General features: G+C 27.7%; 13 protein-coding genes, 1 CRISPR repeat array and 1 other annotated feature. Of the genes, 2 read left to right on the top strand and 11 right to left on the bottom strand.

What is annotated here, in order from left to right; all coding sequences use genetic code 11:
• From EG57_RS0209955 to EG57_RS0209930, 6 genes are all read right to left on the bottom strand, one after another.
• Positions 1-378 (bottom strand): AAA family ATPase (locus EG57_RS0209955; protein ID WP_032077073.1); only part of this gene is annotated, 378 nt, incomplete at its 3' end.
• A gap of 149 nt (positions 379-527) precedes the next feature.
• Positions 528-977: a hypothetical protein gene (locus EG57_RS0209950; RefSeq protein ID WP_032077072.1), complete on the bottom strand. Its 450-nt coding sequence runs from the start codon at positions 975-977 to the stop codon at positions 528-530.
• A 73-nt stretch (positions 978-1,050) separates the two neighbouring features.
• Complete coding sequence (locus EG57_RS0209945; RefSeq protein ID WP_032077071.1) at positions 1,051-1,464, bottom strand: DUF3788 domain-containing protein; 414 nt, start codon at positions 1,462-1,464, stop codon at positions 1,051-1,053.
• Positions 1,465-1,492: 28 nt separating this feature from the next.
• Positions 1,493-1,843, bottom strand: coding sequence for a reverse transcriptase family protein (locus tag EG57_RS0209940; protein WP_032077070.1), 351 nt, complete (start codon positions 1,841-1,843; stop codon positions 1,493-1,495).
• 1,112 nt (positions 1,844-2,955) lie between these two features.
• Positions 2,956-5,355: a valine--tRNA ligase gene (locus EG57_RS0209935; RefSeq protein WP_032077069.1), complete on the bottom strand. Its 2,400-nt coding sequence runs from the start codon at positions 5,353-5,355 to the stop codon at positions 2,956-2,958.
• 67 nt (positions 5,356-5,422) lie between these two features.
• Positions 5,423-5,675: a binding site (T-box leader), on the bottom strand.
• 303 nt (positions 5,676-5,978) lie between these two features.
• Positions 5,979-6,735: direct repeats of the CRISPR family, unit length 30 nt; unit sequence ATTTAAATACATCCTATGTTAAAGTTCAAC.
• A 216-nt stretch (positions 6,736-6,951) separates the two neighbouring features.
• Positions 6,952-7,506 (bottom strand): flavodoxin family protein, encoded by a 555-nt coding sequence (locus tag EG57_RS0209930; RefSeq protein ID WP_029160902.1) that lies wholly within the window; start codon positions 7,504-7,506, stop codon positions 6,952-6,954.
• Positions 7,507-7,626: 120 nt separating this feature from the next.
• Between EG57_RS0209930 and EG57_RS0209925 the strand changes: the two genes are divergently transcribed.
• Both EG57_RS0209925 and EG57_RS0209920 read left to right on the top strand, forming a co-directional pair.
• Entirely contained in the window at positions 7,627-7,947 is a 321-nt protein-coding gene (locus EG57_RS0209925) for a winged helix-turn-helix transcriptional regulator (RefSeq protein ID WP_032077068.1), read from the top strand.
• Positions 7,948-8,676: 729 nt separating this feature from the next.
• A complete protein-coding gene (locus EG57_RS0209920) occupies positions 8,677-9,120 on the top strand; it encodes a hypothetical protein (RefSeq protein WP_032077067.1) in 444 nt (147 codons plus the stop codon).
• Positions 9,121-9,536: 416 nt separating this feature from the next.
• On the opposite strand, the gene EG57_RS0209915 is transcribed toward EG57_RS0209920, so the two are convergent.
• The 5 genes from EG57_RS0209915 to csm4 form a co-directional block, all read right to left on the bottom strand.
• Positions 9,537-10,007 carry a GNAT family N-acetyltransferase gene (locus EG57_RS0209915; protein WP_032077066.1) on the bottom strand — a complete coding sequence of 157 codons (471 nt, stop codon included), beginning with the start codon at positions 10,005-10,007 and terminating at the stop codon, positions 9,537-9,539.
• A gap of 417 nt (positions 10,008-10,424) precedes the next feature.
• Positions 10,425-11,117, bottom strand: coding sequence for a hypothetical protein (locus EG57_RS0209910; protein WP_032077065.1), 693 nt, complete (start codon positions 11,115-11,117; stop codon positions 10,425-10,427).
• A gap of 1 nt (position 11,118) precedes the next feature.
• Positions 11,119-12,588: a hypothetical protein gene (locus tag EG57_RS0209905; RefSeq protein WP_032077064.1), complete on the bottom strand. Its 1,470-nt coding sequence runs from the start codon at positions 12,586-12,588 to the stop codon at positions 11,119-11,121.
• Positions 12,585-13,667, bottom strand: a complete 1,083-nt coding sequence (csm5, locus tag EG57_RS0209900) for a type III-A CRISPR-associated RAMP protein Csm5 (protein ID WP_032077063.1) — start codon at positions 13,665-13,667, stop codon at positions 12,585-12,587. The genes EG57_RS0209905 and csm5 overlap by 4 nt, the downstream gene beginning before the upstream one ends.
• Positions 13,667-14,713, bottom strand: a complete 1,047-nt coding sequence (gene csm4, locus EG57_RS0209895) for a type III-A CRISPR-associated RAMP protein Csm4 (protein ID WP_032077062.1) — start codon at positions 14,711-14,713, stop codon at positions 13,667-13,669. The genes csm5 and csm4 overlap by 1 nt, the downstream gene beginning before the upstream one ends.
• Position 14,714 lies beyond the last annotated feature (1 nt).

Below are 14,714 nucleotides of genomic sequence, written 5' to 3'. Positions count from 1 at the left end.
AAGAAGATATTTATGCCTTTTAAATTCATTTCCTATTACAAATTTCATCCCACTTTTACAATCTTTCCAGCTCAAATATTTTTCATCCTTGAAGGTGAGATAAATAACTGGATATTTCCCTTGTTTTTCCATGACATCTTTACATTTATATATATATAATTCTTTAAAAAGAAAGCTATTATCTTCATCAGTCTTTTCAAAGAAATACTTAAGCATGCTCATATTTATAGTCTTTCCAAAACGTCTTGGTCTTGGAATTAATAAAACTTTTGATCCATCTTCCATTATCTCTTTTATAAACAAACTTTTATCTACAAGATAGTAATTATTATTTATAATTTCCTTAAAATCAGTTATACCTATAGAAATCTTTTTCACTTAACCACTTCCTTTCTTAACAATTATTTTAACACAAACAGTGCTATTTAAACATTCATAAAAATAAATGCTACTGCTGATTTATAGCAATAGCATTTATTTTTAATATGTTATCTGTTAAAGTTCAATTCCCATTTCACTCATACTCTTTACATTACATGAAGATCCAAAAATTCTAAAGTTACATTGTTATCATAAATTTTTCTTATATGAAATCTGGCTGTTAAATCACTCAATTCACCGTTTAAAGGAACACAATCATAATGCACCATACCTATAATATTTTCATCTTTAAAATTCCAGTCACGACTGACTTCAATACTATTTATTATTTTATTCTTTTCTTTATTATCAAAAATAGAAGTAACTTTATAGTCCTCAGGACCAAACATTTCTTTTATTTCTTCACGAGTATAACCAACAACACCATAGCCATATACAGCTTGTTCTAATAATTCAGGTGTCCATTCAACTTCCAATTTATGAGATGGAAACATAGAAAGCGCTTCTTCATATTTCTCAGCAGCTAAAAGTTCATTCCACTCAATAACCAGATCTTTAATTTCTTCATCATTTGCATCAATGGATAATGTCTTCATCTTGTAAACCTCCTTATTGTAAATAATATCATTTTACATTTGTAACTCTTAACTCAAAATTAGAATTTAACAATCACTTTTTATTTGATTTTCTTTTGATAAATAACATTTTTTCCATATCTCCAAATAAAGACTTATCTACTAATTCAAACATCATCCATTTTCCGTCATGATAAGTCTTTGATTCATCATAAACTTTTTGCACTTCAATAGAATAATTCTGTTTATCTTCCTCAAATTTTGCTCGTTCATTTTTTCCAAAAATAATCATAAGCCCAAAGCAATTCTCTTTTACATATAATGCACAAAGTGTTTTTCCACCTCTACGATATTTATACTCGTATTTCCATGCTTTACCTCCATTGTTCCATAAATGTTCCATGTCATATTTCTCTTCAATCATGTCACATAATGCCGTCCAAACTTCAAATAATGATTTTCCAATTAAAGTAATCAAATCCTCACTTGTAGGTATTTTATCTAACATCTTTATAACTCCCTTCAGTCGAGTAGACTTACACCTCACAATGCAAGCCCTTCACAGAAAGTTGCACTATCTTATCTTCATAGGATGAAATTCCTAACGGGCGCATTTTACCATTACCTTTCGGTATACATACTCTCAATGATGGTAAAGGCTTGTATGATTTATTCTTTAGCCTATTTACTAGATTTGATATATTTTCTTCTAGATTTACTTCATATTTTGCTTTTGTAACTCTATCGATGCCTACGGCCTTATTCCCATCCAGCTCTCTGTGACATTGTTTAAGCATTTCAGCATTAATATAATGATATAGTGAAGTAAATTCTGGTCTTCTTGTATTTGCTGATATTTCTGCTATTCTTTCTAATTTTGTTCCCATTATTTCTCCTGTCCCTGAGTACAGATAATGTGTCCTCAGAAAGATTGTTATTATGTAGTCCCCTTCCCTCCACTGGCATTACCCAATTTCAGCAGTACTATGAGACTATCCGACTGCCTGTCATTCGTTTGACATTCTTCGTTTTATTGTTGTTTGTCATACTTATTATTAAGAAACGACAGGCTCTCCCCAGTTGATAATTAACCACAGTGTAAAGCATGATTGGCCCTTTGACCCCGCAGTGCCACATAGTTCTTGCCATTGTGACCTATGTGATATTGTTTTCCGCAGTAATTAACACGTCAACCATCTGAATGTACAAAATTTCGGAGCTCAATAGCATTTCAACCCTACTTTCTCGCTGTCTACGCTTAGCTCCCATCATTGCTGATGACAACTCAAGACTCGCTACCGCCGATTGGCTAGACCTTGCTCGGACAGGATTTCCACCTGCTAGGTTAATTACCCTTTGCTGGGCGCACAATTACTATTTGTTACATTTCCGACTTAAGCATGTGAAAATTATATCATATTTGTAATGTTATTACACCTAATTTTGATTTCTTAAAATCTCAATAAAAAAGCACCCTTAAAGCTTATATTTCAAAGGTTTAAAAGCACTTTTTCTTTTCCTATAGCTGGTAAGTTTATATAGTATTTACTCACCTGATATTTGCAAATACATCATATGTTAAAGTTCAACTTTTATCAGGTCAGGAAAATTTAGCTATATTTGCTAATTTAAATACATCATATGTTAAAGTTCAACTATAGACTCAGATCCTTCTACAAAACGTGATTTTCTATTTAAATACATCATATGTTAAAGTTCAACTCAACAGATTTGCTCTTAAAAAGTGGTAGTACTAGTATTTAAATACATCATATGTTAAAGTTCAACCACTGTAAAATAGCCATTCTCATTTTTCATTATACCTCTTAGTCCATTGAAATTAAAGGATTTTCTTAAAATTTTACCAGCCGTTTTTTAATTTTTAAAACTATACCAAAAAAATCACCTCTAGGCTTTATGTTTCAATGATTTAAAGGCATTTTATTTTTTAATACGGATGGTAAAATTGAAATTTTCCTGCATTGTCTAACCTAAAATTCTATAGTATTTCAACATCATACTTGTCACTAAATTTTACTTCAATATCTTCAGCCCATGTGCATGCTTTTATATCTTTTAATGTCTGTGTAATATACTCTTCATAACTCTTTGGAATGGAAATTTTCAATATATTTATTTTTTCTTTTAAAGACAAATTTCTTTCAGATTTATAGCGCCTTACTTCACCTATAATTTTTTTAACATTTTCACCAAACTGCAAAATATTTTCATCATTATTATCAAATTTCATGCTCCACTGCATTTTATGAATTGAAATGCAGTTTTCAAAGTTTCTATAGAATGATTGATAAACTTCCTCTGTAATATGTGGAACATATATGGAATACAATTTCAAAATCTCCAAAAGAGCATTATATAAAGTATATTGTCCTGATAATCTCTCATCTTTTCCATGTATTTCTGGTTTATAAAGCCTATCCTTTATTATTTCAAGATAATTATCACAAAAATCATTCCAGAAAAATTCGTCTATATCATGCTTGGCAAGGCCTGTTTCATATTGATTTAAATTTTCTATAGAGTTTTTTTCTAAAATTTTAATTTTTTCAAGTATCCACTTATCTATTGGAAGTAATTTAATTGGTTTTACTTCATCATAATCTTCTAATTGCATAATACAGAATGCTGATGCATTCCAAAGTTTATTTAAAAATCTTTTGGATGTTTTCAATTCTTCTTCTGAAAACATAGTGTCTGTTCCAAGTTTAGCACTAGAAGCCCAATATCTTAATGCATCTGCGGAATGTCTTTTTATAAGCTCCTTTGGAGAAGAAGGCGCATTATTTTTTGATTTGCTTATCTTTTCTCCCTTTTTTGCTAAAACAAAACCACATAACATAATATCTTTCCATGGAATTTTTCCAGTGTGAAATAGACTTCTTACTATTGTATAAAATGTCCAAGTTCTTATTATCTCATGTGCTTGTGTTCTCATTCCCATGGGAAGAAGCTCTTCTGTCATATCCTTATCTGTATTCCACTTTGAATTTATAAGTGGAGTAAGTGAAGATGTTGCCCAGGTATCAAAAACTGCTGTTTCTGGTATAAAATCTGTGCTTCCGCAGCTACATGGATCTGAAGGGTTTGTTTCAATAGGATTAATAGGAAGTTCTTCATCTTTTGCAAAAATAGGCTTTCCACACTTTTTACAGTACCAGATAGGAAATGGAACTCCAAAGTATCTTTGTCTTGAGATACACCAATCCCATTTTAAATTTTCTACCCAAGTTATATATTTGTTTTTCATAGATGCTGGATACCAGTTTATTTCATCAGCAGCTTTAAGATATCTTTCTTTTTCACTTAAAATATCTATATACCACTGTTTTGAAGGTATTATCTCTATTGCCTTTCCACATCTTTCATGAATTGAAACAGAATGTGTTATAGTTTCACTCTTTACTAAAATATTATTATCCTTAAGTAGTTGTATAATTTTCTCTCTTGCATTTAGAGTACCAAGTCCACCAATAAATGGTACACCTTCTGATATTTTACCGTTTTCTTCTATAGTCTTTCTATATGGCAGCTTATATTTCTTGTACCATTCTACATCTGTGGTATCTCCAAAAGTAGCACACATTACTATACCCGTTCCTTTATCCATGCTTACTTTTTCATCTGAAAATATAGGTATTTCATAATTATATAATGGTACTAATGCTCTTTTTCCTAGGTATTTTAAATATCTCTCATCTTCTGGATTTATAAATAAACATACACAGCTATACAAAAGCTCAGGTCTTGTAGTTGCAATAATCAACTCACTATCTTCACATATAAAAGTTACATAATTAAAAGTAGTTTCCTTATCTGCACTTTCAAGCTCTGCTTGAGCTATTGAAGTTCGGCATGTTGTACACCATAATACTGGCGATTCTTTTATATACGCTTTTCTGAGCTTTGCCATATCCAAAAATGCTTTTTGAGATATTTTTCTTGCTGTAGAACCAATAGTCTTATATTGAAGGCTCCAATCTACACTAAACCCCATTGACATCCATAAATTTTTAAAATCCTCTTCATACTTTTTAGTTGTAACCATGCATTTTTCAGTAAACTCACTTCTTGGTATAGAATTTGCACGTATGTTTTCCTCTTTTTCTATTAGTCTTTCAGTAGGAAGACCATTGTCATCAAAACCAAAAGGATAAAATACATTTTCACCTTGCATCCTATGAAATCTTGCAATGATTTCAGCCTGTGTATAAGAAAATATGTGCCCTATGTGAAGGCTTCCACTTATCGTTGGCGGCGGTGTATCTATTGAAAAAGTTTTTTTGTCACTTACAAAATCATATTTATATATGCGATTTTCCTGCCAAAATTTTTGCCATTTCTTTTCATTTTTTATTGGATCATATTTTTTATCTAACATTTTTTTACCTCCTAAAAATTAAATTTTTTTCTAACTGTGCATTAAAAAAAAAAGCCTTCATCCTAATAAATAGGACGAAGACTGTAACTCCGTGGTACCACCTAAATTTGTACAAAAATACACGCTCATTATAGTACGGGTAAACTCTACCGATACTACTTCCCTTTTAATGGTGGGAACTCCATTAAAGCCTACTCATATAATACTTTCGGTTTAAAGCTCCAAGGCTACCTTCATCACATCTATCACGGAAAATTCTCACCATCATTTCCTCTCTTTATTTCAAATCTGTAATTACTCTTCCTCATCATAGCTAATTACTGTATTTTGTTTTATACATTATCATTTTTTCCATCCTGTGTCAATATAAACAATAGAAAATTATTAAAATTCAAATTATTAATATTATTATATATATCTTTCCTTATAATATGTAACATCACTTAAGAAAATGATAAATTTAACAGAATAATTTTCTAATATGGTAACACTTATCAAGTAAAAAGGTCTTTCTCACTAAAAAAATTAATGAAAGACCTTTTGATTGCTAAAAAATTATTAAACGATTTTAGTGGAGTAAAATTAATAATATAATCCTCTGTTCAAATTGCTTAATACGTTTTTCATGTATACATCATATGTTAAAGTTCAACTAGCACTTAATAATGCAACTTATTATGTAGGACAAGCATTTAAATACATCCTATGTTAAAGTTCAACTTACTTTTTTTATTATTTGATATGAACCATTTACATCATTTAAATACATCCTATGTTAAAGTTCAACAGAGAAAAAGGAAACATACCAGCAATTAAAATTGTTATTTAAATACATCCTATGTTAAAGTTCAACCTATGGCACAAACTAAAACTGTTCAAGAAGCAGCAGCATTTAAATACATCCTATGTTAAAGTTCAACGCATCTTTAAACGTTACTTTAGTATTAGTAAAATTAATTTAAATACATCCTATGTTAAAGTTCAACATAATAAACATGGCAAGTGCTATTACTGTGTATGATTTAAATACATCCTATGTTAAAGTTCAACGGATTAGTTTTAAAAGATATTTTAGAAAGTTAAGTATTTAAATACATCCTATGTTAAAGTTCAACAAAATAGTCTTTTCAAATATAGAGCTACATCGCAAATTTAAATACATCCTATGTTAAAGTTCAACTAATGAGGAAATAAAAACAATACAGTCTAAATATAAATTTAAATACATCCTATGTTAAAGTTCAACATTTATTAAGTGTTTCACCTTCAACTTTTGTTATTTCATTTAAATACATCCTATGTTAAAGTTCAACCTGACCAGGATTTAGTTAATGCAGTTCAAGAAAATATATTTAAATACATCCTATGTTAAAGTTCAACCACTGTAAAATAGCCATTCTTATTTTTTATTATAACTCTTAATCCATTGAAAATAAAGGATTTTCTTAAAATTTTACCAGCCGTTTTTCGTTTTTGAAAATTCAAATAAAAAAAGCACCCTTAAGCCTTATGTTTCAAAGCTTTAAAGGTACTTTGTTTCTAAATTCAGCTGGTAAAATTCTTATTAAAATATACTAGTAATTTGTCAAGCTTAATTTACCCAACTAAATTTTCCCCATCTTTAAAAGCTCTTAAAGATAACTCTTCAAACTTTTCTAAATCAGGATTAGAGCTAGTTCCACAGTAATGAATACTATCCTCTATTTTCCAACCATATGTTTCAAAAATGTTAGTAACAAATTTAATTCCTTCTTCAGCTATTTGTGGATTTGGATTACCTTGAGCAAATATTGTTATTGCCTTTTTACCAGAGTGTCTTGGTGCAAAGTTTTCCCCAACCATTGGGAAAGTACGATCTAACCAAACTCTTGCTTGTCCTGTAATTTGATAATAGTAAATTGGAGATCCAAATACAATAGCATCAGCTTCATCAATGGCTTTATACATTGGCTGAAGATAATCATTAACAGCACAACCATCATGAGTACGGCAATAATAACATCCCTGACATCCGCGAATACCAGGATCATTTAAATCAAATTCAATAACTTCGGCACCTTTAGATTTAGCACCTTTTGCCACTTGTTCTAATAGCCTTGAAGTGTATCCATTTTTTCTTGGACTACCTTTAAAAATAACTACTTTTGACATTTCACATTTCCCCTTTAAATATTTATTGACTAACTTTATTATATTAAGTAACATATAAATTAACAAGTACGCAAAATTTATTTAGTTACTAATATTTATATAAGTAATGGAGGTTGCTTTATGGAAGATTGTTATGTTAAATATGCTATGGATGTTATCGGTGGCAAATGGAAGCTCCTGATCATTTGGACTATGTACCAAAATGGAGTTATTAGATTCAATGAATTACAAAGAAAAGTTGAAGGCATTTCCAGTTTAATGCTTTCAAAAAACTTAAAAGAATTAGAAAAAGACTGTCTTATTGTTCGTCATCAATACAATGAAATTCCACCAAGAGTAGAATATGAACTATCAGGGCTTAGTGAAAAACTTATAGTTGTTTTGGAATCTCTTAGTAATTGGGGTTATGAAGTTTATAAATATAAAAATAACTCTATCTGATTAAGTGATTCTTACATTCAGACAGAGTTTACTTATGATGAATACTTCTTATCCAGTGCTCATTTATACATTTAATATAATCAAGTGATTCTTATACTCAGATTGAGTTTGCTTATTAGAAATACCCCTTACCTAAGTAAGCTCGTTATCTGCCAGTTAAATAGAGAGCATAAATATATGATTTTGTGCCAATCACTTATTTCTTCCACAATAGGAGAAGGAATTTCATATAAATAAAGATGGGTGTATTAGCAATAATAGGGATCTGATAAAAAAATTGTTGTTGAAAGAGGTTTTATTTACTTTTTTGAACATCATTAGTTTATACTAAATAATTGTGATATGCTGCTATTCACACAAATAGCAAAGTTGATTAAATTTCTATTATAGTGTATAATTACACTATAATAGTTTTTTTACTATTCTTCAAGAAAACTATAATGTTAAAAATTTAATTTAAAGAAAAGGATTCTATAATAAAAGAGTCGTTTATAATCTAAAAAATAAAATAATGTAATTTGTTGCATTATATAACAATAAATAGAATAATTTAAGAAAACTAAATACATGATCCTCTATGAAGGGTTTAACTATTTTCAAGATAAAATTTCAATACAAAAGCATTAAAATTTCACTTTAAAATATGTGGATTGAAATTATAATTTAATATTGATATTTGAGTTAATTAAACTCATAGAATTAACTTATTAAAAAGGAGATGTGATATACTTGGAAAATATGGTTACTGTTTCAAAAAGTGCAGTTGGTATTTCTATTTTATTTATTCTGTATTTAGTTACTTTTACCATCAATCTTCCCCTTATTATTGATAGTAAATTATCTTACTTCAACTTTTTTGCTACTGTTTTTTATTTATTGGCATGGACTGGTTATGGTATATACCTATATAAGAAAAAAGAATTAGCATTTTTCTTATATGCATTAGCATATTGGATACTGGTAATGGTTGCCTCGATAACATCAAATATTTTATTCATTATTATATTTTTTACACCATTGTGTGGTTTAAGAATGTTCTTTGTTTGGTTAAATTACCCCACTAATTTAGCATTTGAAAAGGAGCCTTATGCTTATCTTTTTATCTCTATAATATTTGTAACTTTATCAGTATTAGCAATTATATTAATTAAAAGTAATAAAAAACTTAATTGATAATTTTTTGAATTTACAGATGGGTAGGCTGAACATATAAGTCCTGTATCAAAAATCAATTATAAATTAATGTTTTAACTTATAATTGCATACTATGATTTAGTATATAAATCATAGTATGCAAGATTGTTCCCCATATCATTTACCTTATAATCTGTTTCATTACTAAGAAGCTATTTAACAAGTTCTATAGCTTTACCCTAAGTTATTTCAGTATCTTTCTGCTTTTCTATTGAATTAGCATTTTAAGTTTGCCTATGAATCAACTCCTTATCAACTAAATCTGATATATTAGAATATGATTCTTTAGAAGCTAAAAACTTACCATTCTCACCCATTGTTACTTCAATGGACTTATATATAAATTTTAATATATAAGTATTTGAAGAACATCTAAAAAGTAAACGTATATGGTATCAATTCTCTTCTCTAGATTTCATCATCAAATTTTCAGTTATTCCTTCTCTATACAAATCAGGTATAGTACCAACTTGAACATATCCAATTCTTTCATATAATATTCTTGCAGCTGAATTAAAATCTCCAACTACTAAAAATAGTTTACTATAATCTTTAAAACAAATATACTCAAAGAATTTTAATAATTTTTTACCTATTCCTTTACCACGACTTTCTTGATTTACTGCAATAATATGTAAATAAGGAAACGAATGAAATGCTCCATTTAGAATAACCCATATGAACCCTTTGCAATTATTATTATCATCAATAGCAACATACACTTGCCTCTTATCAAAGCCTTCTTTCAATGCGTCTCTAGCACTTCCTTTTTTATCAAAATATCTTATGCCTAATTCAGAATTTACTAATGCAGCTTCACATTCATCTATGTAATTTATATTTCCTTTTATTATTGTTATATCCATGTAACACCTCTGCAGCTAATTTTATAATAAATTTTAGTTAAGTAAAATTTCAAATATTTGAAGAAAATCTTAATTCACAAATACATCTTATGTTAAAGTTCAACAATAAAATATAGTAAATTTGATGGTACTTCATGGAGATTTAAATACATTATATGTTAAAGTTCAACCTATCATATTTGATTGTTTTACTTCTCCAGATAATATTTAAATACATTATATGTTAAAGTTCAACCACTTTAAAATAGCCATTTCTATTTTTCATTATACCCTTTAATACATTGTAAATAAAGGATTTTCTTAAAATTTTACCGACTGTTTTTTGATTTTTAAAAATTCAATATAAAAAGTACCTTTAAAGCTTATATTTCAAGGCTTAAAAGGCACTTTACTTTAAATTATACTCTGAAAATAATATTATTTGTATTCACAAAACCCAGCTCCAAGGCTACTCCCTTTTTCCCCTAACCCTAAAGCAACAGCTATTAATGCTTTCTTCTGACTAAGTTTATCCTCATTAACTTTAATCTGCACTTTATTTCCCAATAAATTAATAGATTTATATCTATATTTCATAGGAAATTTATTTAAAATTTCTATTCCATTAATAAACGATCCTAATCCAACAACTTCACATTCTTCTCCAATTTGGTTAAGTTTTTTCTCTAAATTATCATTTAGCCTCTTCATTAATAAATCTACTGAATATTTTTCTTTAAGCCATGGCTTGCTATCTATAGTTACAATAGCTGGTTTTAACGTATATATTTCATTAATTTTATCTACTTCTTGCACCTTTAAATCAACATCTATAGCTTTAATATTATTATAGTCATGATTATAAATAGCTATTGCCATTTTATTTAGCAATTGAATATTCATGCTTCTAAGGCGAAAATAATATATTTTATCTTTCTTATATAGCTTGTCTTTTTCCATAGGATAAAAAGTATCATATACATATTTATAAAACTTTTCTTCATGAATTTTTTTAAGTAAAGCTGTTTTCAGCATAGAATTATTTATAAATACTCCAATATTATAGGGAACTTCAATAAGATCCATATTTTGTGATAGCTTAACTTTTATTCTAAGCTCATAAAAATTCATTTTATATCTCCTCTATAAGTTTTATCAAATGGCTATTAAATTCACCATTTTTATCATAAAAATGGTCATCATTAATTTCAATATTAAATACTTTTTTATACTGCACTATCAGGTTACCTAAAAATTCAATAGCATTTCCTATTTCTCTATCTATTTTATCTTTTGATACTCCTTTATATCCATGGGCTAGTACACTATCATTTCTTATTTGCCTTAATTTATCCATTTTAGTACAATGAATATATAATTTATATTCTTCACTTTCTTTTTCTAAAATTTTCTCTAATATTGTGCTCATTTGTGGTACATTAAGCTTCCCCTTAACAATAATCCCTGCGCTTTCTAGTTCAGCTTTATTAAGTTTTAAATTATCATTTTCATTTATTTTCAATATATTTTTCTTAATTAAAATAAACCGATATATATCTTCCAGACTTCTAAATACACGACCAAGAAAATCAGTATATGCTCCATTCTCATATTCATATATGGCATTATTTTTAAGTTCATTTAACAAATATATTTTTTGCTTGTTCTGTAGTTCCTTTATGAAATATATAAATCTATCACAAACAGCTCTACTCCCACTATCATAATCTTGTGCTTTATCTATATATCTACTAGCACTTTCAAAATCAAATTGAATTCGTGCATGTGCTGCCTTTACCATATTTAAAGCTGTTTCATATTTTCCCTCTAAAACTCCATATTTATTATTATATTTCTCAAGTAATATATTCGCAGTCATATAATCATTTTTAGTAATAAATTCACATATCTGCTTTTTATCATCATCTTTTCTAAGAGTTTCAGATATATTGAATTTTACTGTTCTATTAGTATTCTGTTTCGTATAAAATGGTATAACTCTACAGCTTGCATTTATACTTGCATTATATAATAACCCAAAAGCCATCGCTGGTGTACCACCTGTTATGTTTAAGAAAATTTTATTTGAATCATATTCTTTACTTAATTTTTCTTGATAGAACTTTCTCATCTCATCATAATCAGAAGGATTTGATTTTGTACAAAAACTAGCTATTTCTATATTATCTTTTGATTGATTTAATCCTATTTCTAATTTTTTATCTCTATGTAATCTCTCTATTATCTCCCCTAAATATACAGTATCTTGTCCATTATGCTTTATATCTTGTTGATCTGTTACCATCAAAATAATTTTTTCTAACTTTTCATTTTCTAAATCTCCTTCAACCTTTTTAACAATAGATTTAATTATAGGAAAATCAATATATTCAATCCCTTTAGGATAATATTCTAATATTTTTTGGGTTAATTCTCTGAAAATTTTAGAAAATACCATGTAGCCATCATCTTCTAGTCTGCCTTTATTTAATATATCTTTCATTTTTTCATCATCATTATATAATTCTTTGATTGCTCTAACATTATCTTTATGTATTTGAAGATCCCGATTTCCCAAATTCGTAATTAATATATTCTTCATCTTTCCTTCACCTCAATCCATCCAAAAGTTCCTCTTATGTCATTATCACTTGAAATCACCCATTTTGTTGTAGGAAATTCACCTTTCTTCCTTCTCTTCTTTGGATATATTGCAAAATTATAAATTTCATCATCATTAAGTTCTGCTGTTAATGTATTACTAAAGAAGCCTTTTAATTTTCCAACTCTAGATATAAAACCGTTTTTGTCATTTTTGAATTTCCTTATTTTCTCTAATAAAAGACTATACTCATTTATAAGTATATCTTTTTCATTAAACCTAACTTTTGATATCTCTCCTAGTTCCTTATTTATAGCCTTCTCGTAAAAATCATTTATTTTATAAAACAAATCCTCTTTTTTAAAATCATTACCCTTTAATATAATTTGAGAATTTAGTGTTTGGTTTTGATCTATACACTCTAGAAGCATCTTCATATCTAAATTCAATTTTTCAGAATTAATGTCTTTATATATATTTATACTCCTAGCTTCATATATAGATGTTTGTATATTGCTATCTATTTCTGTATCTCTTATTATTAGATTTTTAAATATATCTTCTTGAACACTTTTAGGATTTTTCCTAAATATATCTTGTCCTACATATTCTCTTGAAAATATTTTTTGCTTACCTACAACATCATTTTTGTCTATTTTGTTGTATAAAACTGCTGTTCTAATACCACCTTTTAAGGAACTTCCTGGTATATATGGTATTCCCTTAGATTTAATACATGTATTTATCTCAACATTTCCTTTTATATTACAGCTGCATTTAATTCTCCCAGCTTCAACCTCTTCCAGCTTTATGTTTTTATCTCGCAGTAAATTTTTTATAGTATATTTATCCCTACTATTGCTTCTCTTATTACGTAAAATTTCCAAGTATTTATTGTAATATTTTTCATCGCTAATAAGAATATCTGAAATTTTATCAATATCTAACAGAATATACTCATCCTTATCTCTTATTACATCTATATATGGACTTAACTTGCTATTATCATCATTTAAAATTGCAATAGGAGCAAGTGTTTTTATTTTCAAGTTTATTATATCCTTTTGCAAATAACTCACTACTTTTCACCTCCAAATGGACTCAAAAAGGCTTTACCATAAACATGTATGTCATGATTAACCCCATCTACTTTAAGAGAGTATATTTCTCCTTCTGCTTTTCCATTGAAAATGCTCCCTTCCTTTATCATCCTTAATGTAGGCTTTTTTATATTTGTTGATCTTTTAGAAAAAATAAATCCATTTCTATTTTCTAAAGAATATTTACTTATTTTACTTAAATCCTTTTTATTAGGGTAAATCATTGAAAAGTTTATATATATTTTTTCATTATCATAAATATCAAGTTTATAGTTACTTATACCTATTTTTTCAACTACCCCTGCACCTAAAGATCTTTTTCCACCTATTGATATAAACTGAAGAGCTTGAATATAGTTATCTTTTAATATTTCTTCCTTATCATCTAAGAAAAAATATAAATACGGTTCTATCCTTATACAATCTGTCTCCTTATTTGAAAACATGCTAAATGTATCATAATAAGTATTCAGAGATTCTTTAGTATACCTATCAATTATATTTCTTTGTATCATATCTTTTTTTATTGGCGAATAATCCTCTAGTACTTTTTGGACATCTTCATCTACTTCTTCATTTTCCACATAATACTTTCCATCTATAATAAATCCATTCTTAAAGCTATAATTAATCAAATCTTCCTGCAAATCATAGTTTTTACTCATATTTCCAAAAGAATTGCTGGATATCCATAAAATATTCTTATACTTTTTTCTATTTATCAAATTTTCTTCTTCTATTTCTTTTGAGATTTCTTTTTCCTTGATTAATATATAAGGCTTAGGTAAAAATTCTATATTATTTGATATATTATTTTTAGTTACCTTCAATCCCAAAAAAGCAGAGGATATCCTCACTTTTTCATTTATTAAATTTACTATACCATTTAATTCATCAACTGAAATTATATAAGATAACGCATTAATAATCATAGAATATAGTTTATCAGAAGATATATAATCATATAGCTCTTCACCGATATGAAGTTTTGCATTATTTTTAAAACTTAATGTAACCTTCTTCATT

Source organism: Clostridium drakei, assembly GCF_000633595.2.
Classification (GTDB): domain Bacteria; phylum Bacillota; class Clostridia; order Clostridiales; family Clostridiaceae; genus Clostridium_AM; species Clostridium_AM drakei.
Note: the sequence above shows the minus strand (reverse complement) of the source record. Positions and strands in the feature narration are given on the sequence as shown.

Excerpts from the sequence above, each read along its gene's own strand:
- EG57_RS0209910 (WP_032077065.1), bottom strand. The coding sequence starts at position 11,117 with ATGAATTTTTATGAGCTTAGAATAAAAGTTAAGCTATCACAAAATATG.
- EG57_RS0209940 (WP_032077070.1), bottom strand. The coding sequence starts at position 1,843 with ATGGGAACAAAATTAGAAAGAATAGCAGAAATATCAGCAAATACAAGA.
- EG57_RS0209915 (WP_032077066.1), bottom strand. The coding sequence starts at position 10,007 with ATGGATATAACAATAATAAAAGGAAATATAAATTACATAGATGAATGT.
- EG57_RS0209935 (WP_032077069.1), bottom strand. The coding sequence starts at position 5,355 with ATGTTAGATAAAAAATATGATCCAATAAAAAATGAAAAGAAATGGCAA.
- csm4 (WP_032077062.1), bottom strand. The coding sequence starts at position 14,713 with ATGAAGAAGGTTACATTAAGTTTTAAAAATAATGCAAAACTTCATATC.
- EG57_RS0209905 (WP_032077064.1), bottom strand. The coding sequence starts at position 12,588 with ATGAAGAATATATTAATTACGAATTTGGGAAATCGGGATCTTCAAATA.
- EG57_RS0209925 (WP_032077068.1), top strand. The coding sequence starts at position 7,627 with ATGGAAGATTGTTATGTTAAATATGCTATGGATGTTATCGGTGGCAAA.
- EG57_RS0209950 (WP_032077072.1), bottom strand. The coding sequence starts at position 977 with ATGAAGACATTATCCATTGATGCAAATGATGAAGAAATTAAAGATCTG.
- EG57_RS0209930 (WP_029160902.1), bottom strand. The coding sequence starts at position 7,506 with ATGTCAAAAGTAGTTATTTTTAAAGGTAGTCCAAGAAAAAATGGATAC.
- EG57_RS0209945 (WP_032077071.1), bottom strand. The coding sequence starts at position 1,464 with ATGTTAGATAAAATACCTACAAGTGAGGATTTGATTACTTTAATTGGA.